This is a genomic window from Pseudomonas sp. NPDC089743 (assembly GCF_044748785.1).
GTDB classification, from domain to species: Bacteria; Pseudomonadota; Gammaproteobacteria; order Pseudomonadales; family Pseudomonadaceae; genus Aquipseudomonas; species Aquipseudomonas putida_X.
The window spans coordinates 1-19,188 of the sequence record NZ_JBIVGS010000006.1; the positions used below are offsets into that span (position 1 = coordinate 1).

General features: G+C 56.6%; 12 protein-coding genes and 5 pseudogenes. 6 read left to right on the top strand and 11 right to left on the bottom strand.

The genetic code is table 11. The features are described from left to right. Positions 1-725: IS66 family transposase (gene tnpC / locus ACIPZC_RS12685; RefSeq protein WP_400627256.1), on the top strand; the 725-nt coding region annotated here is incomplete at its 5' end. Between the two features lie 181 nt (positions 726-906). Here the strand turns inward: tnpC and ACIPZC_RS12690 are convergent. The 3 genes and pseudogenes from ACIPZC_RS12690 to ACIPZC_RS12700 form a co-directional block, all read right to left on the bottom strand. After that, positions 907-1,437: a DUF4303 domain-containing protein gene (locus ACIPZC_RS12690; RefSeq protein ID WP_400627258.1), complete on the bottom strand. Its 531-nt coding sequence runs from the start codon at positions 1,435-1,437 to the stop codon at positions 907-909. 9 nt (positions 1,438-1,446) lie between these two features. Continuing rightward, complete coding sequence (locus ACIPZC_RS12695) at positions 1,447-1,695, bottom strand: hypothetical protein (protein WP_400627260.1); 249 nt, start codon at positions 1,693-1,695, stop codon at positions 1,447-1,449. A gap of 123 nt (positions 1,696-1,818) precedes the next feature. Continuing rightward, a pseudogene (locus ACIPZC_RS12700) lies at positions 1,819-3,060 on the bottom strand (RHS repeat-associated core domain-containing protein); the annotation flags it as partial. Here ACIPZC_RS12700 and ACIPZC_RS12705 point away from each other — a divergent pair. Further along, positions 3,050-3,353: pseudogene (locus ACIPZC_RS12705) on the top strand (transposase); the annotation flags it as partial. The pseudogenes ACIPZC_RS12700 and ACIPZC_RS12705 overlap by 11 nt on opposite strands. 66 nt (positions 3,354-3,419) lie before the next feature. Here the strand turns inward: ACIPZC_RS12705 and ACIPZC_RS12710 are convergent. From ACIPZC_RS12710 to ACIPZC_RS12740, 7 genes and pseudogenes are all read right to left on the bottom strand, one after another. Beyond that, on the bottom strand, positions 3,420-3,884 hold the full coding sequence (locus ACIPZC_RS12710; protein WP_400627262.1) for a hypothetical protein: 465 nt from the start codon (positions 3,882-3,884) through the stop codon (positions 3,420-3,422). Next, a pseudogene (locus tag ACIPZC_RS12715) lies at positions 3,878-4,995 on the bottom strand (RHS repeat domain-containing protein); the annotation flags it as partial. The gene ACIPZC_RS12710 and the pseudogene ACIPZC_RS12715, both read right to left, overlap by 7 nt. A gap of 571 nt (positions 4,996-5,566) precedes the next feature. Beyond that, a complete protein-coding gene (locus tag ACIPZC_RS12720; RefSeq protein ID WP_400627264.1) occupies positions 5,567-6,352 on the bottom strand; it encodes a hypothetical protein in 786 nt (261 codons plus the stop codon). Between the two features lie 8 nt (positions 6,353-6,360). Beyond that, positions 6,361-9,381, bottom strand: a pseudogene (locus ACIPZC_RS12725) (RHS repeat-associated core domain-containing protein); the annotation flags it as partial. A 226-nt stretch (positions 9,382-9,607) separates the two neighbouring features. Further along, a complete protein-coding gene (locus tag ACIPZC_RS12730) occupies positions 9,608-10,081 on the bottom strand; it encodes an SMI1/KNR4 family protein (RefSeq protein WP_400627266.1) in 474 nt (157 codons plus the stop codon). Positions 10,082-10,093: 12 nt separating this feature from the next. Next, a complete protein-coding gene (locus ACIPZC_RS12735) occupies positions 10,094-14,302 on the bottom strand; it encodes an RHS repeat-associated core domain-containing protein (RefSeq protein WP_400627268.1) in 4,209 nt (1,402 codons plus the stop codon). A 5-nt stretch (positions 14,303-14,307) separates the two neighbouring features. Beyond that, a complete protein-coding gene (locus ACIPZC_RS12740; protein WP_400627270.1) occupies positions 14,308-14,919 on the bottom strand; it encodes a hypothetical protein in 612 nt (203 codons plus the stop codon). Between the two features lie 320 nt (positions 14,920-15,239). Here ACIPZC_RS12740 and ACIPZC_RS12745 point away from each other — a divergent pair. From ACIPZC_RS12745 to ACIPZC_RS12760, 4 genes and pseudogenes are all read left to right on the top strand, one after another. Further along, a pseudogene (locus tag ACIPZC_RS12745) lies at positions 15,240-15,455 on the top strand (MFS transporter); the annotation flags it as partial. A gap of 9 nt (positions 15,456-15,464) precedes the next feature. Then, a complete protein-coding gene (locus tag ACIPZC_RS12750) occupies positions 15,465-16,244 on the top strand; it encodes a 5-oxoprolinase subunit PxpA (RefSeq protein ID WP_267818017.1) in 780 nt (259 codons plus the stop codon). Continuing rightward, positions 16,241-16,936, top strand: a complete 696-nt coding sequence (gene pxpB, locus ACIPZC_RS12755) for a 5-oxoprolinase subunit PxpB (protein ID WP_400627273.1) — start codon at positions 16,241-16,243, stop codon at positions 16,934-16,936. Before ACIPZC_RS12750 ends, pxpB begins: the two co-directional genes overlap by 4 nt. After that, the gene (locus ACIPZC_RS12760; RefSeq protein ID WP_400627275.1) at positions 16,933-17,850 is read left to right on the top strand and encodes a biotin-dependent carboxyltransferase family protein; all 918 of its coding nucleotides are present in this window, start codon (positions 16,933-16,935) and stop codon (positions 17,848-17,850) included. Before pxpB ends, ACIPZC_RS12760 begins: the two co-directional genes overlap by 4 nt. A 148-nt stretch (positions 17,851-17,998) precedes the next feature. On the opposite strand, the gene ACIPZC_RS12765 is transcribed toward ACIPZC_RS12760, so the two are convergent. Continuing rightward, a complete protein-coding gene (locus ACIPZC_RS12765) occupies positions 17,999-19,177 on the bottom strand; it encodes a VWA domain-containing protein (protein WP_012315698.1) in 1,179 nt (392 codons plus the stop codon). Between the last annotated feature and the right edge of the window lie 11 nt (positions 19,178-19,188).

Below are 19,188 nucleotides of genomic sequence, written 5' to 3' on the forward strand. Positions count from 1 at the left end.
GCCCGCCTGATCGACAAGTTGTGCTGTTCGACTACACCACCAGCCGTGCGCAGGAAGTACCATTGCGTCTGCTGCAAGGCTATCGCGGCTATGTGATGACCGACGATTATGCGGGTTACAACGCTTTGGCGTTGCAGCCCGGTATCGAGCGACTGGCATGCATGGTTCACGCGCGCCGCAAGTTCGTCGAAGCACAAAAGGTGCAGCCCAAGGGTAAGACCGGACGAGCCGATGTGGCGCTGACGATGATCAATAAGCTGTATGACATCGAGCGCGACCTCAAGGAGGTCAGCGACGAACAGCGGTTCATCGGTCGCCAGGAAAGAAGCTTACCGATCCTCGGTCAGCTGAAAAGCTGGCTGGACAAGACGTACGCCCAGGTGACGCCGCAAAGCGTATTGGGCAAGGCGGTGCATTACCTGGCAAACAACTGGAGCCGCCTGGAACGGTATGTCGAAGCGGGCCATTTGCCAATCGACAACAACCTGGCAGAGCGTGCGATAAAACCGTTTGTCATTGGGCGCAAGGCTTGGCTGTTCAGTGACACGCCCAAGGGCGCCACGGCAAGTGCGCAGATATACAGCTTGGTCGAGACCGCCAAGGTCAACGGCCAGGAGCCCTATACGTGGCTGCGCCACGTACTTGAGCGCCTGCCGTATGCGTCGTCGGTCTCAGACTACGAAGCCTTGCTGCCATGGAACTGCTCGCCAGAGATACCACGGTAAGCTGAGGCCCTATCTTTTAGAAGGTGGGGTTCATGGATCGCACTCCTACCTTTTACGCGTCACTCCAACCACACATCAAAACCATAACATATAAAACTTAACTTTCGGATGACCGGCAATAATAATCGCTGAAATTTTAATCCATCTTACTGCCGATCATCTAACGCTCACGAAAACATGATCAAGCTTCATACCTGCTTGAAAACTCCTCATAAACATCCAAAGAATTAAGCCTGCAAGCCGTTCTATTTTCAAGCTCTTCAGCAGCATTGTCATCGGTAACGCTAACAAACAAAATAGGTTCTGTCACCAAGAAGCTCTGAAAGAAGCCTGTCTCTCGCAACGAACTTAAAACTCGTGTCATGACAGAATAAAGCCCCTCCCTGAAGGTCGAGATATCAGTACGCTCACTGTCCTCTCTCAACTCCTTACAAGCATTTTTAAACAGATCTCTACGCCAGCCCTCGTACACCCACTCCGAAGTAGCCCACTTAAAATACGGGACGGAATCCTCGCGATCTTCCTCATCTTCTTTCTGAACTTTTAGATCCAACGCTTCGAGAGAGTTGCCTGCAACGGCAATAGTCATTGCACTGCTGTCAGTATAAAGAGAAAATGCGTAAAATCTCTCGTCAGAGTGCGTCCTCTGCAACTCATCCAAAGCTTGTTTGACAAGCGGCGTAATTTTGCTTTCAAATTCCGTCCAGTTCATCATCCACTCCTACAAAGTACCAAAAACTTCAACACCTATTTTTTGCAGCTCGCCCTTCATGGCTGAAACAGCCTGATTGAAGGGTAAGTCTTGCCCCATGATAGCTCTATCTGCAGCCTCTAGTTTACTCGCAACGAGTTTTGCATTCGCAATGGTGTGACCCTGGTTTTCCGCCCACATCATCGCAGACGTATCATGCACAGGATCGATTTTATACCTAGCCAGTACAGCCCTGCTGCGCTCGAGCGCTTTTTGCATACTTGGCCATTTTGCGAACTCTCCCTTAAATACGATGTGATGTGCGTGGGGTCGCTCCATTGTAACTGGCGGGCGAGTCCCCGTCTGCCGCGCATAATACGCCCCCTAGTCCTTACCAGCGCATAGCCCCCACGCATCAATCCAGATAACTGGATTCGCAGCATATTGATATAAATTAAAACCACCCATCAAGCCTATTGGATCTTGTGACGCAAATCGCCCGACCTCAGGATCGTAATATCTAAAAGTATTGTAGTGCAGGCCCGTTTTACTTTCAAAATACTGGCCTTGGAATCGCAGATTCTGCTCGATTTCATTGATCGTCAGCTGCTCAATCGCCCCCCACGAACGATACGTCGCCTGCCAAACGATCTCACCTTCACTATTGCTCATTTCAAGGGGCGTGCCGATCTGATCGGTGTGGAAGTAGTAGACCTTCTGCTCTTGGCCTTCCGCCTGATCAACCCGAGCCAACGGCGCATAGCTGCCCGGCTCATAGCAATACAGAATACTCTGCCCAGGCGTCTCCTTACGCAGCATCCGCAGCCCTTGCCAGAGGAAGCGCTTCTGCTCCGTGATGCCGTTGATCTCCGATTGCTTGGCTACCCGGCGTCCCAGGCTGTCATAGCGATACGTGCCGGTGCTTTCCAACTTGCCATTGACCAGCGTCTCAGCCCGAACCAGCCGGTTCTCGCAGTCATAGCTAAAGCTCTGCAGCTTGCTGTGCCCCGAGTGCTTCTCGATCAGGTTGCCCCACGGGTCATAGCGATACTCCTGGTCGCGCCAACGCTTGATGCGGTTGTCTTGGACCTTCTCAAACTGACGCGCATTGAAGTCCAGCCTGTTGGCGGCCGGGTCGTAGCGGAACTCTTCACTACCTACGAGGGATCCGGTATCACGGCTGTGCAACTGGCCGTTGGCTTCGTACTCGTATTTGATTTCGCCACGTAATTTGTCGAGGGTGCGTACCAACTCGCCAGCCGGGTCGTACTGGTAACGGCGGTGAATCGGGTTGTACGCATGCTCCACCAGCAACGACGTATTGATCCCGGGGTTGTGCACTTGCGACAGCTTTTCCGCTGGCAAGGTCGACGCAAACTGCCACGCCTTGCGCCCCATGGCATCATAGCCAAAGCAACTGGTTAGCTTGCCCTGGGTGCGATACACCGCGCGGTGTAGGTCATCGCGCTCCATGTCGCTGATGACCTGGCCGTCCAGGTTCAGCTGGTGCAGGTGACCACTGCCGTAGTACAGGTGGTTGACTTTGCGCCCGTCTGTCAGGGTCAGTGTGGTCAGGTTGCTGAGGGGGTCGTATTCATTATCCAGCGCACCGCTCGGGGTCAGTTCCTGCGTCAAACGCCGCAAATGGCTGTTTGCCGACAAGGGCTACGACGCCGAAGCGCTACGCCGCTACTGCGATCAATATCGATATCCCTCTGCGTTCGGTGAAGCGGCAGCCAAAGCCTGATTTACCGGAATTCTTTATCGACCCAAATACCGGCAGCGCAACATCATTGAGCGCACGCTCCACTGGGCCGCCGGATCGTATCGCGCTTCGACAAACCCGTGAAAGCTACGCCGCCATAGTATCCCTGGCTTGTTCCATGCAATGTTTGCGAAGTTTTCGTACAGCACCTAAATCTACACCTCATCATTAACAGTAACATTGAAAAACACTATGCTTCGTCGCGAATAACTCAGCAGCCTGACCAGAACAAAACAGATCACCCAGATATTGACTTGTACATCCCCTTCAATTGAGCCGAATACTTCTTGGCTCCAGGAATTCGAATGGATTTCAAGTAATCCTCCAAGTCACTTGAATTGAAACGCAAGAAATGCAACTCTATTAAATATAAATTTAGGAAGTTCTGATAAAATGCATGTGTCTCTATAATCACGTCATCTTCATCGTCCGGGCTTTTGCCTTCTTGCTCATCAGGCACCTCGCTGAAAGCATTAAGCTTTTCTGCAATGTAGCGACAAGCCAGATCAGCATCCTGAGCGACCGCAATAAGTGCGGACGGCTCCAGCTTTGCCAGATTCAACTTATTAGCATCAAGCTGAAGGACCGTATCAGGAACAGGATCAGAGTTAACACTCAAGTTTAGATTTTCAACAACAGTATCTAGTAAACTTGCATACACAGTACTATTGATCCAAGCACGAACATCTTCTGCAGCTACCATATGTCAAGCCCCTTAATAATTTTAATCAAGTCATTACCTACATGCCTGAACGGGTCAACCGCTTCGTGCTCCCAGGGTGTCAGAGCGTCTAGGTTTTGAGTCTGGTGTACTCCGTCGCCACCTATTCGCTGCGGAATGTCTCTATGATGTAACTCCATAGAAACGTCCTTGGTCTGAGGAAGGCCCGTCCTTCTATTAACCACTTCTACAGTTATTTTTGGTGCCTTACCATCTGCCATGCGAGCCATGTTCCCAGCGGAGTATGTTCTCGTGGGTGCTTTAGCTTCGGCTTTCCAGTAATTTTTTCTTGCACTACTCCAACATTCCCACCCCCAAGGATCGAACCAGCCAGTCGGATTGGACACATAATTATATAGGTTAAAACCACCATCTATACCTATTGGATCCTGTGTGACAAATCGCCCGAGCCCAGAATCGTAATACCGAAACGTGTTGTAGTGCAGCCCTGTCTCATCATCTTGGTACTGCCCCTGGAATCGCAGATTCTGCTCGACTTCATTGATCGTCAGCTGCTCGATCGCGCCCCAAGACCGATATGTGGCCTGCCAGACAATCTCACCCTCGCTATTGCTCATTTCTACGGGCGTGCCGATCTGGTCCGTATGGAAGTAGTAGACCTTCTGCTCTTGGCCCTCCGCCTGATCAACCCGAGCCAACGGTGCATAGCTGCCCGGCTCATAGAAATACAGGATGCTCTGCTCAGGCGTCTCCTCACGCAGCATCCTCAGCCCTTGCCAGAGGAAGCGCTTATGCTCCGTGATGCCGTTGATCTCCGATTGCTTGGCTACCCTGCGTCCCAGGCTGTCATAGCGATACGTGCCGGTGCTTTCCAACTTGCCATTGACCAGCGTCTCAGCCCGAACCAGCCGGTTCTCGCAGTCATAGCTAAAGCTCTGCAGCTTGCTGTGCCCCGAGTGCTTCTCGATCAGGTTGCCCCACGGGTCATAGCGATACTCCTGATCCCGCCAACGCTTGATGCGGTTGTCTTTGACCTCTCAAACTACTGCGCATTGAAGTCCAAGCGGTTGGCCGCAGCGTCATGGCGGAACTCTCCGCTATGTACAAGCGAACCGGTATCGGGGCTGTGTAACTAGCCGTTGGCATCGCGGTTGACAGTCGCCAAAGCACTCGACCTTGGCGTCGCAGTTGAGATACTGGATATTCGAACACATTTAGCGACTGGCGACCTCAGATGTGACGACGCTGCGAATTGTATTTATCAGCTATTGAGGCGGCTACCGCCCCGCTGCCATTTTTTAAAAAACATCCACTTCGTGACGCCCCCTAGACAGACACGCTTAGGAATACAGAAGCATAGGCCGAGAACACTTAACCCAATAATTGCCGTTATTCTAAGCTTGAGACTGAAGTGAAAATGCTACACCACTCTGTGCCTGCCATGCTTAACAAGTATGTTCACAAAGCGCCTCAAGAGCTTTTCCGATCCCACCGCATCGATCAAACTACTTGAATCATCAGGCATGTCATGAACAACCCAAGCTTTTGAAATCATTCCGCCAGCATCCACTAATTGTATACAGCGTCATCCGAGTCGGATGCCAGCATGACCGCCAATTGCTCTTAAGGTCCCAAGCAGGCTCTGCGAACAAATAACTGGCCCAAGCAGCAAATTTCGCACCAAACCTTGCTCGAAATAAAAGTCAAAAGCGCTTTTTGACATCCGGTTTTTTCCATGAAATCAGGATGCCGGCCTCGCCCAAACACTGATTTACGTTTTGAAGCTGATCCGCTTCGAGGTACCACAGCCATGTCGAAGGAGTTAACGGCTCGAGCGCTCCTCGCCCGACACTCTCACCAATCCAATCTTTCAGTACCACCCCCGCAACATCCGCCTCCAAATGCCGGTCACTTAATACATTAACGGGATAAACCATCCTCAATAAATTCTCCTTGTAGCGCTCTCGACCCTGAAATCTGCCAGGAACTTCCTTCTTGAATGCAGATGAATTCTCGCACGGATATATCGTTACCATATTATTACCAGCAGCATAACTAAGTGCTTTACTTACTTTTTCGCACTGATAGATAATCCCATAAGGCACTACAATGTCAGCACTGAGATCTTTGACAAATTTCACCAGGCTCTCTAGCCCCACAGAGTCATCAGAGCATTGACCATCAAAGTGATAGAAACTGCCAAAATCATTCGTAGAATAACCAAAGGATGCAAACCACGGGATAGCACCTGCGGCCTCGTTGTATATTCTAAACGCCGTAGCTGTACCGTTATTCACTCTCTCCTCGAGTTCGGTCAACTCCACCGCTACAAGATCGTGATCGCCAACATGATCCCCATCACACAAATACCTATAATAACCCGCACCTGTAATCGACAGATTAATGCAAGCAAAAAAGTGCTTAGCAAATTTCAGGGCCAATTTAGGGTTAACTTCTTCGACACCGTATAAAGCCAACGCTACAGACATATAACCACCTATATTCCAGAAATCAAATCATCAAGCAAAGACTTCATGTCAGAAGCACTGTATGGATGCTCTAACACTAAAACTTCGCCTTGCTTACTAAGCGGCAAATTACTCATTGCGGTTTCGTTACGCGAAGTAAGCGTCGGAAGTTTTCTGCCCATATCCGTCTTGGAGGCAAGTTCGATCGCATGGACCTTACCGTTCACATCAATAGCCATAACATCTGGACGTCGAGCTGAGACGCCTCGCCCATTCGCGAAGCTATATGAACGATTCAAATACACATCCGAGAACTTTCCACTCATAGCCAATTTATTGGCGATTGCTTCTGAAAACTGATCATGTCCAGGCGTTCCGTCTACCTGCCCACGACCGTGAATCTTTGTGTTATTAACAACTCGCACTTGACATGGAGCGAGCCCCGTTGGATCAATCCAGTAAATCGGATTTACGTTGTATCTGAAAAGATTCACACCCCCGCGCAAGCCAATGGGGTCTGGACCAATGAATCTACCAACTTCAGGATCGTAATATCTTAGGGTATTGTAATGAAGCGACGTCTCGCGATCAAAGTACTGGCCCTGGAACCGTAAATTTTGGTCAATCTCATTGATCGTCAGCTGCTCAATCGCCCCCCACGAACGATACGTCGCCTGCCAAACGATCTCACCTTCACTATTGCTCATTTCAAGGGGCGTGCCGATCTGATCGGTGTGGAAGTAGTAGACCTTCTGCTCTTGGCCCTCCGCCTGATCAACCCGAGCCAACGGCGCATAGCTGCCCGGCTCATAGCAATACAGAATACTCTGCCCAGGCGTCTCCTCACGCAGCATCCTCAGCCCTTGCCAGAGGAAGCGCTTCTGCTCCGTGATGCCGTTGATCTCCGATTGCTTGGCTACCCGCCGTCCCAGGCTGTCATAGCGATACGTGCCGGTGCTTTCCAACTTGCCATTGACCAGCGTCTCCGCTCGAACCAGCCGGTTCTCGCAGTCATAGCTAAAGCTCTGCAGCTTGCTGTGCCCCGAGTGCTTCTCGATCAGGTTGCCCCACGGGTCATAGCGATACTCCTGATCCCGCCAACGCTTGATGCGGTTGTCTTGGACCTTCTCAAACTGACGCGCATTGAAGTCCAGCCTGTTGGCGGCCGGGTCGTAGCGGAACTCTTCACTACCTACGAGGGAACCGGTATCACGGCTGTGCAACTGGCCGTTGGCTTCGTACTCGTATTTGATTTCGCCACGCAATTTGTCGAGGGTGCGTACCAACTCCCCAGCCGGGTCGTACTGGTAACGGCGGTGAATCGGGTTGTACGCATGCTCCACCAGCAACGACGTATTGATGCCGGGGTTGTGCACTTGCGACAGCTTTTCCGCTGGCAAGGTCGACGCAAACTGCCACGCCTTGCGCCCCAAGGCATCGTAACCAAAGCAACTGGTTAGCTTGCCCTGCGTGCGATACACCTCGCGGTGCAGGTCATCGCGTTCCATATCGCTGATGACCTGACCGTCCAGGTTCAGCTGGTGCAGGTGACCGCTGCCGTAGTACAGGTGGTTGACCTTGCGGCCATCCGGCAGGGTCAGTGTGGTCAGGTTGCTCAGCGGGTCGTATTTATAATCCAGTGCTCCGCTCGGGGTCAGTTCCTGCGTCAAGCGTCCCAGCAGGTCATAGCGGTAACTTAGCTTTTCATCCGTGATGCCCAATTGCTTGCCCAGACTGCTCGGCGTGCGCTGAATGCTCAGCAGTCGGTCGGCCTCGTCGTACTCGAAATCCTGGCGGGCATCGCGGTTGACCTTGGCCAGCAAGCGGCCAATCGCGTCACGCTCGAACAGTGTATTGCGTTCCGGGCGCTCGCCGTTTTCGCCATAGCCGATTTCGTCCAAGCGAACCAGATTTCCGCCCGCGTCATAGCTGAAGCGCCGGGTCAGGTTGTCCACCCGCACTTCTTCACTCAGGCGGTCCGAGGCGTCATAGGCAAAGCGGTAGGCCGCGCTGTTTTCGTTGACCAACGCCGTCAGGCGAATCGCTTTGTCGTACTCGTAACGAATCCACTGCCCTTTGGCATCCTGGCGGCTGCTGGGCAGGCCACGCGAGGTGCGCTGCAGACGCGTGGTCTGGCCTTTGCCGTCGGTGTGGGTCAGCACCTGGCCCAGGGCGTTGTAGGTAAAGGATTCGGCGGTGCCATCCGGATGGCAGATGCGCAGCACTTCGCCGTCGGGTTTGCGCTCCAGCGTCGTGGTCTGGTTCAGCGCGTCGGTGACGGCGATCAGGTGCTGCCGCTCATCGTAGCGGTAGTAGGTGCTTTTGCCTGAGCAGTCCTCGAAACGATCGACCTGGGCGTAGGCGTTCCACCACAGGTACTTGGACTTGAAGTTCGCATCGATGATCGTGTGCGGCAGGCCGTCTTCGCCGTTGAGGTACTCGGTCTTGTGGCCTAGGGGATCGATTTCGGCGATCAGGTTGCCCTTGCCGTCGTATCGGGACTTCCAGACGCTGCCATCGGGGAACTGGGTTTCCGTTACCAGCGGGGTGGCGAGGTGGTGCTTGTAGCGGATCGTGCGGCCCAGGGGGTCGGTTTCTTCGACCAAGCGGCCAAAGTCGTCGTACTTGAGCGCCAGGTGATTACCGTCCGGCAAGGTGAAGCCAATGATGTTGCCGAACGCATCGAATTCCATGGCGTAGCGCTCGCCGCCAAAGTCACGGCTGGCGACGACCCGGTGGTCTTCGTTGTAGTGGATCTCCAGCTCCCGGCCCAGTACGTCCGTGGCCCAGCTCGTGCGCAGGGCGAAGTCGTAGCGGAAATGATAATGCTCGCCGTCGCTGGTCCAGTGCTCGACAACGCGGGGTTTGTCGCTCTGGGTTTGCCACCGGTATTCGCAGATCAGGCCGAGGGCATTGCTGTGGCGAATCATCAGGCCTTCAGCGTAATGGAACTGTCGGACCGAATCACCGTTACGGTTGATGACTTCAGTCAGTTGACCGCTGTCGTCATAGCGGTAACGGACCAGGGTTTCCACGGCCCACTGGTCGACGATGCGTTCTTCTTTAACCAGACTATAAATGTGCATGAGGGGAGAATAAATTCCCCCTATGCACCTACCAATATATTAAAGAGCCCTAGCGCTACTATAAAATTATCAATATACGGTAAAAATAGTAAATCTGAAAAACGGCACCAAGTGCATTACGCCTCGCACATCGCACTAGAATACCACCCATCATCACCATCCGGCCCTTATCACAGCCACCACCTAGTGATCAGTCCAGCTCTTTAATAGCCTGCCTGATCATATCACTAAAAAACTCTCTGAAACTTTGGTGGATGACATTTTTTTCACCTGTACGCTTAAAAGAAAGCTCCGTCTCTACCACCACTGGTTCTCCATCGTCACCAATAATTGAGGTGTCTATAGAGTAAATAGGCCCATACCCCGATGCTTTAATTACAATCATCGAGCTGTCAGCATCACCATCTGCACGCGCACTTTTTGTAGCAAAAGCCACACTCGGAATGGCTGTAGCGTCTACACCACTTTTTGTAATACCGTAGTATGTGTCGCCGGCAAAAGAGAGCGCTCCATATTTTTTAAGAAACAATATGTAAGATGGGGGGAAATTAACACCCAGAGCGCTCTCGAAATCACGTATCACGTCATCCGACGCTCCCCCAGCAAAAGCGGGATCCTCTCCACTGGCAATGATTTCAGCTTCCAATTTATCTATATAACTCATCGCATACCTCTCTTAAAAATCCAAAGCGCGAATTTTCCAGTATGATTTTTTCCAAGTATTGAAAGGCCCTCTATTCATACTTGGCGGGGCACTGTTATATAGGCGCCTAACACCATCGTGCCCGACCCAACTTTTATCCCACTGATTCGAATACATATGTAAAACCCTATCATGCTTCGAGTGGAAGCTACTCAAGACCTCCGCCATGGGGCCGGGTTCATCCTGAGTGAGATGATGAAGATTGACTTCTTTACCATCTCTGCCAATCGGTGCGTCGCCTTTCTTCATTCTCTGAATATTGGTCCTACCAAGGTCATCCATATAGTGGGGATCAAATATGTCATTTCGCTGATGGACTTTTCTTCCAGCCACACTTTTTGGTGACCAACATGCCCAACCTAAAGGATCGATCCACGCAATTGGATTCGAGGCGAATTTGTACAAATTTGTGCCACCACCCAGCCCAATTGGGTCCTGAGATGTAAAACGCCCGACCTCAGTGTCATAGTAGCGAAATGTGTTGTAGTGTAAACCTGTTTCACTATCAAAATACTGGCCTTGGAATCGCAGATTCTGCTCAATCTCATTAACAGCAAGGCTCTCAATCGCCCCCCACGAACGGTACGCGGCCTGCCAAACGATCTCACCTTCACTATTGCTCATTTCAAGGGGCGTGCCGATCTGATCGGTGTGGAAGTAGTAGACCTTCTGCTCTTGTCCCTCCGCCTGATCAACACGAGCCAACGGCGCATAGCTGCCCGGCTCATAGCAATACAGAATACTCTGCCCAGGCGTCTCCTCACGCAGCATCCTCAGCCCTTGCCAGAGGAAGCGCTTCTGCTCCGTGATGCCGTTGATCTCCGATTGCTTGGCTACCCGCCGTCCCAGGCTGTCATAGCGATACGTGCCGGTGCTTTCCAACTTGCCATTGACCAGCGTCTCCGCTCGAACCAGCCGGTTCTCGCAGTCATAGCTAAAGCTCTGCAGCTTGCTGTGCCCCGAGTGCTTCTCGATCAGGTTGCCCCACGGGTCATAGCGATACTCCTGATCCCGCCAACGCTTGATGCGGTTGTCTTGGACCTTCTCAAACTGACGCGCATTGAAGTCCAGCCTGTTGGCGGCCGGGTCGTAGCGGAACTCTTCACTACCTACGAGGGATCCGGTATCACGGCTGTGCAACTGGCCGTTGGCTTCGTACTCGTATTTGATTTCGCCACGCAATTTGTCGAGGGTGCGTACCAACTCTCCAGCCGGGTCGTACTGGTAACGGCGGTGAATCGGGTTGTACGCATGCTCCACCAGCAACGACGTATTGATGCCGGGGTTGTGCACTCGCGACAGCTTGTCGGCGGGTAGCGTTGACGCAAACTGCCAGGCCTTGCGGCCCATCGCATCGTAACCAAAGCAACTGGTTAGCTTGCCCTGCGTGCGATACACCTCGCGGTGCAGGTCATCGCGTTCCATGTCGCTGATGACCTGGCCGTCCAGGTTCAGCTGGTGCAGGTGACCGCTGCCGTAGTACAGGTGGTTGACCTTGCGCCCGTCTGGCAGGGTCAGTGTGGTCAGGTTGCTCAGCGGGTCGTATTCATAATCCAGTGCTCCGCTCGGGGTCAGTTCCTGCGTCAAGCGTCCCAGCAGATCGTAGCGGTAACTCAGCCTTTCATCCGTGATGCCCAACTGCTTGCCCAGACTGCTCGGCGTGCGCTGAATGCTCAGCAGTCGGTCGGCCTCGTCGTACTCGAAATCTTGACGGGCATCGCGGTTGACCTTGGCCAGCAAGCGGCCAATCGCGTCACGCTCGAACAGCGTATTGCGTTCCGGGCGCTCGCCGTTTTCGCCATAGCCGATTTCGTCCAGGCGAACCAGATTTCCGCCCGCGTCATAGCTGAAGCGCCGGGTCAGGTTGTCCACCCGCACTTCTTCACTCAGGCGGTCCGAGGCGTCATAGGCAAAGCGGTAGGCCGCGCTGTTTTCGTTGACCAACGCAGTCAGGCGAATCGCTTTGTCGTACTCGTAACGAATGAACTGCCCTTTGGCATCCTGGCGGCTGCTGGGCAGGCCACGCGAAGTACGTTGCAGGCGCGTGATCTGGCCTTTGCCGTCGGTGTGGGTCAGCACTTGGCCGAGGGCGTTGTAGGTAAAGGATTCGGCGGTGCCATCCGGATGACAGATGCGCAGCACTTCGCCGTCGGGTTTGCGCTCCAGCGTCGTGGTCTGGTTCAGCGCGTCGGTGACGGCGATCAGGTGCTGCCGCTCATCGTAGCGGTAATAGGTGCTTTTGCCTGAGCAGTCCTCGAAACGCTCGACCTGGGCGTAGGCGTTCCACCACAGGTACTTGGACTTGAAGGTCGCATCGATGATCGTGTGCGGCAGGCCGTCTTCGCCGTTGAGGTACTCGGTCTTGTGGCCCAGGGGATCGATTTCGGCGATCAGGTTGCCCTTGGAATCGTAACGAGATTTCCAGATGCTGCCATCGGGGAAGCGGGTTTCAGTCACCAGTGGCGTGGCGAGGTGATGTTTGTAGCTGATCTTGCGGCCCAGTGGGTCGGTTTCCTCGACGAGCCTGCCAAAGTCGTCGTACTTGAGCGCCAGGTGATTACCGTCCGGCAAGATGAAGCCAATGATGTTGCCGAACGCATCGAACTCCATGCCGTAGCGCTCGCCGCCAAAGTCACGGCTGGCGACGACCCGGTGGTCTTCGTTGTAGCGGATCTCCAGCTCCCGGCCCAGTACGTCGGTGGCCCAGCTCGTGCGCTGGGCGAAGTCGTAGCGGAAATGGTAATGCTCGCCGTCGGTGGTCGAGTGTTCGACCACCCGGGGTTGGCCATCGATGACTTGCCAGAGGTACTCGCTGATCAGGCCAAGGGCATTGGTGTGGCGGCACATCAGGCCGTCGGCGTAGGCAAACGTGCGGGTGGTATCGCCGTTGCGGTTGACCACCTGGGCAAGCTGCCCCTTGTTGTCGTAGCTATAACGCACCAAGGTCTCGACGGCTGCGTCGGCAATGATGCGCTTGACCGAGGCCAGTCGGCCAAAGGGGGCCTCGTAGTGCAGGTGCAGCCGTATGCCGCCTGGTGCGCTGATGTCGGTGAGGCAGCCATCGGCGTTGCGTGTGAAGTGCAGGTAGTGGCCCAAAGCGTTTTCCATACGCTGCAGGGGCACTTCCTGGTTGTCGTTGGGTACTTCGCCGAAGTAGAAAAACAGGTTGTCGAGTGTCTGCAGGATGTAATGGCCACCGAGGGTGCGCACCAGCGTCAACTGCTCGTGTGGATTGTAGATGCGCTCGCCCGGCTCGACATCGGCGAAAGGAACACTGCGCCCCTGGTTATCCTTGAGGTAAACGAAGCACCCATTGCGGCGCAGGCTCTGCTCCCAGGGCAGAGTCCAGCCGCGCCCTAGCACGCTGCCGGTATCGAGGTCGCTGGCGTAGAAGCGTGACCACTCGATGGGCATGAGGCCGGGGATGACGAAATCAGTTTCGTCCGCCAGTACCTTGCGCCCGCGGGTGAGGTCAACCGGGTTGCCGACGAAACCAGCGATGGCCCGCTCCACGGCAGGGCCGATCAGGTAGCGGCCTGCCAGATAGCTGCCGGCGATGGTCACCCCAACCTGCAAGGCGCAGGGCCCTGCGGCCTTGAGGCCTGCCTGCAAACCCATGGTCGCGACGTTGAATACTGAGCGGCCCATGGAGGCCACGACCATCAGCACATCGACGGTGACGCGCAGCTCGTCCGGCACTTCCTCACTGACCTTGAGGTAGCGCTGCGTGCCGCCGCCGATGAATACGTTGTTCGACCCAGCTGCGATGCTGGCACCACAGGTCAGCTTGTCACCCTTGCGTGCCGCCGCGACGCCGTTGATGAACACGTTGCTGGACCCCTCGGCAACTTGTACGGGGGCTGGGTGCTGCTCGCATACGGCGGTACTTTCGGTGACATGCGCAGCGTTGCGGCCGTTGATGAAGACGTTCGGGGAACAACCGGGCTGCTCGATCTGCCCTGTGGGTGAGCCAAAGGTCGAACCGAGATCCTCACCCAGACCGGGCAGGGCGCTCGCGCCCAGGCCAACGACCATGAGCAGCAGAAAAGCACCCAACCCGCCTGTACAGACCATGAACGTTGCGGCTGCAACCAGCGCCACCCCCGCAACCGCTCCGGCAAGGAACCCTGTGAGGGCTGAGGTGTGCTCGATGTCGTCACCCCAGCGTGCTGCTTCGAACATGGCAACTACTCCCGGGCCACGGCTGGCGCGCTGGTGATGTTGGCCAGCATGGCATCGAAGGTGATCAACCAGCTGGACAAGGGCTCGTGATCGGGGTCGACGATGGTGGTGAGCATGAGCGCCTGCGCTTCCTGGCCAACACGTTCAGGCACCAGAATCATTACCGCTCGACAGTGGCGGGCCTCTGGGCCATTGGTGAAGCGGTAGTCGAGATTGAGCGCGTCGTGCCCTGCCAAGGTGCAGGGGTGCTTGCGGATAAGGGTGACTTCCGTATAGCGCTGAAGCGCCTCTGCCAGATGCTGTTCAAGCAGATGGTCGAGTGTTTGCCCTTGTGCAACGCTTTGGCGTTTTGCAGCCAGGGTCACCTGGTGCGGACCCAGTTGCAGCGTCGTGATGGACTCGTGGAGGTTCAGGCCTGGCGGCATGACCAGGCGCAACCCGGCAGCATGCAGTTCGTTGTGATCGGCTACCAGTGGCAAAGGTCGGGCGCGCTCGGCAAGTGTTGCCGCTTGCAAGGCCGCTTCAGCGGCGGCCTGTCGTTCTGCTTCTTCCTTGGCGAGTGCTTCAGCGGCTTCGCGCCTTTGTGAGAGGCGGTCGTACATGTTCCCTTTAATCATGGCCTACCGCTCTTGTTCAACGGTGCTGAGACGGCCATGCGCAGTATTGCAATACTCATATCAGACGTATCTCCCTGTCAGTATGGCCAGCCCGTCAATGCGGTGCTCCGTGCTCTGGCCTTGAAACGGGGGGAAGTAAATACCTGGATAGACAGAGCTGTCAACGCGGGCATCTAGCAAAATCGCGGCATTCATGGAAGTTACGAGATATCGAATTACCGCTTTGGCTAGGGTTCAAGCGATGTTGTGTCCACCACGATAGGGGAGGGGGAGGGCGAATTTCAGAAGGGTCTGTAGGATGTGTTACTGCACGTCGGTGGCTGTTCCCCACCCGCATCCGTGGCTCGGGGCAGGGGTTCTGCTACAACGTCGGCAAGATCATCGCCGCGATGTTCCCCTTGCTGATCGGCCTGCTTGGCCAGAAGGTGCCGCTGGGGCTGGGCATTGGCGGGTTCGCCGCGGTGTCGTACGGTGTGGTGATCCTGGCGGCCTTGAGCCTGCCGGAAACCCGCGGCAAACACCTTCAGGCGCGTTAAGGTAGGCACATGAACATCGACACGGGAGCTCGCCAGGTGAAACGCCTGCTACTCAATTGTGACATGGGGGAAAGCTTTGGCAGCTGGCGCATGGGCCTGGATGCCGAGGTGATGCCCTACATCGACTGCGCCAACATCGCCTGCGGCTACCATGCCGGCGACCCCGGCACCATGCGCCGGACCGTGGCGCTGGCCCTGCAGCATGGCGTGACCATCGGCGCCCATCCGGCCTACCCGGACCTGGTCGGCTTCGGTCGCCGCTCCATGGCCTGCAGTACCGAGGAGATTCGCGACCTGCTGCACTATCAGATCGGTGCTCTCGACGGTATCTGCAAGGTCCAGGGTGGCCGCGTGGCCTACATCAAGCCCCACGGCGCGCTCTACAACGACATGATGGCCGACCCGCTCAAGCTGCGTGCCGTGCTCGAAGCCGTGGCGGGGTATGACCCCAGTTTGCCCTTGATGCTCATGGCCACGGCCGACGACAGCGCAGCACGGGCCTTGGGTGACGAGGTTGGCGTGCCGTTGTGGTTCGAGGCGTTCGCCGACCGCGCCTACACCGCCAGCGGCCATTTGCTGTCGCGGCGCCTGCCGGGTGCGGTTCACCACGATTCGGCCCTGGTGGTCGAGCAGGCCTTGCGCCTGGCCCGTGGTGAAACGCTGGTGGCCGACGATGGCAGTGCCTTGCGCCTGCAGGCGAGTACGTTGTGCGTGCACGGTGACAATGACAGCTCGGTAGCGGCGGTGCGGCAGATCCGCCAGGCGCTCGATGCGCTGGGGTCGGCATGAAGCTGCGTATCGAGGCGGTCGCGATCGATAGCCTGATGGTGCGCCTGTTCGACCGTATCGATGAGGCCAACATGCCGTGGCTGCTGGCGGCGAGCCAACGTTTGAGTGCCGCCTTCGGTGAGCACCTGGTGGACCTGGTGCCGTCCTATACCACGCTGATGGTGCAGTTCGATATGCCGCCAGGGCAGGCGAGGGCGTTGATCGGCCAGGCGCTGGAGGGGCTGCAGCCAAGCTCGGGCAGCAGCGGCCGCCGGCACGAGATTGCCGTATGGTACGACGCCTCCGTTGGCCCTGAGCTGCCCTTGCTGGCCGCACGCAGTGGCTTGAGCGAGCAAGCGGTGATCCGCTTGCACAGCGAGCGCGAGTACCCGGTGTTCGCCCTTGGCTTCGCTCCGGGGTTCGGCTTCATGGGGCTGGTGGACGAACGCCTGGCCTCCCCGCGGCTGAGCACTCCGCGCAAGCGCGTGGCGGCCGGCAGTGTCGGCATTGCCGAGCGCCAGACAGCGGCCTATCCGGCGGTGTCGCCGGGCGGCTGGAACCTGATCGGGCGTACCCCGGTTCGCCTGTTCGATCGCGAGCGCGAAGGCTACAGCCTGCTGCAGCCGGGTGATCGGGTGCGTTTCGTGGCGGTGTCCCATGCCGAGCTCCTGGCATTGGGCGGCGATGACAGCCCGTTGGAGGCACAGGCATGACGCTGTTGAAGATCGAAGCCAGCACTGCCTTGTGCCAGTTGCAGGATGCCGGGCGCTTTGGCGTGCGGCACCTGGGGGTAACCCAAGGCGGGGCGCTGGACTGGGTGGCGATGCAGTGGGCCAACTGGCTGCTGGGCAACCCGCTGGGCGCGCCGGTGGTCGAGGTGGCGCTGGGCGGCTTCACCGTGGTGGCCGCACAGGATTGCGTGCTGGCCCTGGCCGGTGCCGACCTGGATGCTCGCGTCGATGACCAGCCGCTGGCACCCTGGCGCAGCTTTGCCCTGGCCAAGGGCCAGCGGCTGACCTTGAAACAACCCCGGCAGGGCGTGCGTGCTTACCTTGCGGCGCCGGGCGGCTTCGAAGGTGAAGCCGTGCTGGGTAGCTGCGCCACCGTTGTGCGTGAAGCACTGGGTGGCATCGATGGGCGAGGGGCGGCGCTGGGCAAAGGGCAATCGCTGGCGTTCGCCGGCTCGCAGCCAGCCTTGCGCGAAGTGCCAGAGGTGCTGCGGCCCTGTTATCCGCACAAGCCCGTGCTCGATCTGGTCATTGGCGCGCAGATCGGTGATTTCAGCGGTAACAGCCTGTTCGAGGCGTTCAACCGTGACTGGACGCTGGACAGCCGAGCAGACCGTATGGGCATTCGGTTGCTCGGGCCGCAGTTGGTTTATCAGGGCGCGCCGATGATTTCGGAGGGTATTGCGCTGGGGGCGGTGCAGGTGCCACCGGATGGCCAGCCGATCGTGCTGCTCAATGACCGGCAGACCATAGGTGGCTATCCGCGGCTGGGGGCGCTGACGCCGTTGGCGTTGGCGCAGCTGGCGCAGTGCATGCCGGGGGCGTCGGTGCGGTTCAGGGCGGTGGTGCAGGAAGAGGCTTGGCGGGAGCAGCAGGCTTGTCTGAACCGGTGGCGGTGACCCGACCGGCCCTATCGCCGGCAAGCCGGCTCCCACCGCGACCGCACAGTTCTTCAGGCCTGCGCCAGGCAGCTGTCTTGCGCAATTTCTGAAAGCCGGCGTAATCCATGTGGCCGGCTTGCCGGCGATAGGGCCGGTACAGGCGAAACTACTTGGACAGATACCGCATCCCATCCTCCAACCCTTGCAAGGTCAGCGGATACATCTTGTCCTCGATCAGGTCACGCACCAGGTGTGTCGATGCGGTGTAATCCCACGCCTGTTTCGGGTAAGGGTTGATCCAGATGATCTTCTTGAATTTCTCCATGAAGCGCTGCATCCACACATACCCGGCCTCCTCGTTCCAGTGCTCCACACTGCCACCGGGCTGGGTGATCTCATAAGGCGCCATGGCGGCGTCGCCGACGAACACCACCTTGTAGTCATCGCCATACTTGTGCAGCAGGTCGAAGGTGGAGAAGCGCTCCGAAGTACGCCGCAGATTGTTCTTCCAGACCGACTCGTAAACGAAGTTGTGGAAGTAGTAGTACTCCAGGTGCTTGAACTCGGTCTTGCAGGCCGAAAACAGCTCTTCGCAGACTTTGACATGGGCATCCATCGAGCCGCCGATGTCGAACAGCAACAGCAGCTTGACCGTGTTGCGCCGCTCAGGGCGCATCTGGATGTTCAACAGCCCGGCGTCACGTGCGGTATGGTCGATGGTGCCATCGATGTCCAGCTCTTCGGCGGCGCCTTCGCGGGCGAACTTGCGCAGCCGGCGCAGGGCCAGCTTGATGTTGCGCGTGCCCAACTCCACTTGGTCGTCGAGGTTCTTGTACTCGCGCTGGTCCCAGACCTTCACCGCCTTGCCCTGGCGTTTGCCGGCGTCGCCCACGCGGATGCCTTCAGGGTTGAAACCGCCAGAGCCGAACGGGCTGGTACCGCCGGTGCCGATCCACTTGTTGCCACCGGCGTGGCGTTCCTTCTGCTCTTCGAGGCGTTTCTTGAATTCCTCGATGAGTTTGTCCAGGCCGCCCAGCGACTGGATCTGCGCCCGCTCCTCATCTGTCAGCGAGCGCTCGAACTCCTTGCGCAGCCAGTCTTCCGGGATCAGTGCTTCGAGATGCCGGTCGAGGTTTTCCAAGCCTTTGAAGTAGGCCGAGAAAGCCCGGTCGAACTTGTCGAAATGGCGCTCGTCCTTCACCAGGATGGCCCGTGCCAGGTAGTAGAACTCGTCCATGTCGGCGAACACCACACGCTGTTGCAGGGCGTTGAGCAGGTCGAGCAGTTCGCGCACCGATACCGGCACCTTGGCCGCACGCATTTCGTTGAACAGGTTGAGCAGCATGGCCGGCTCCT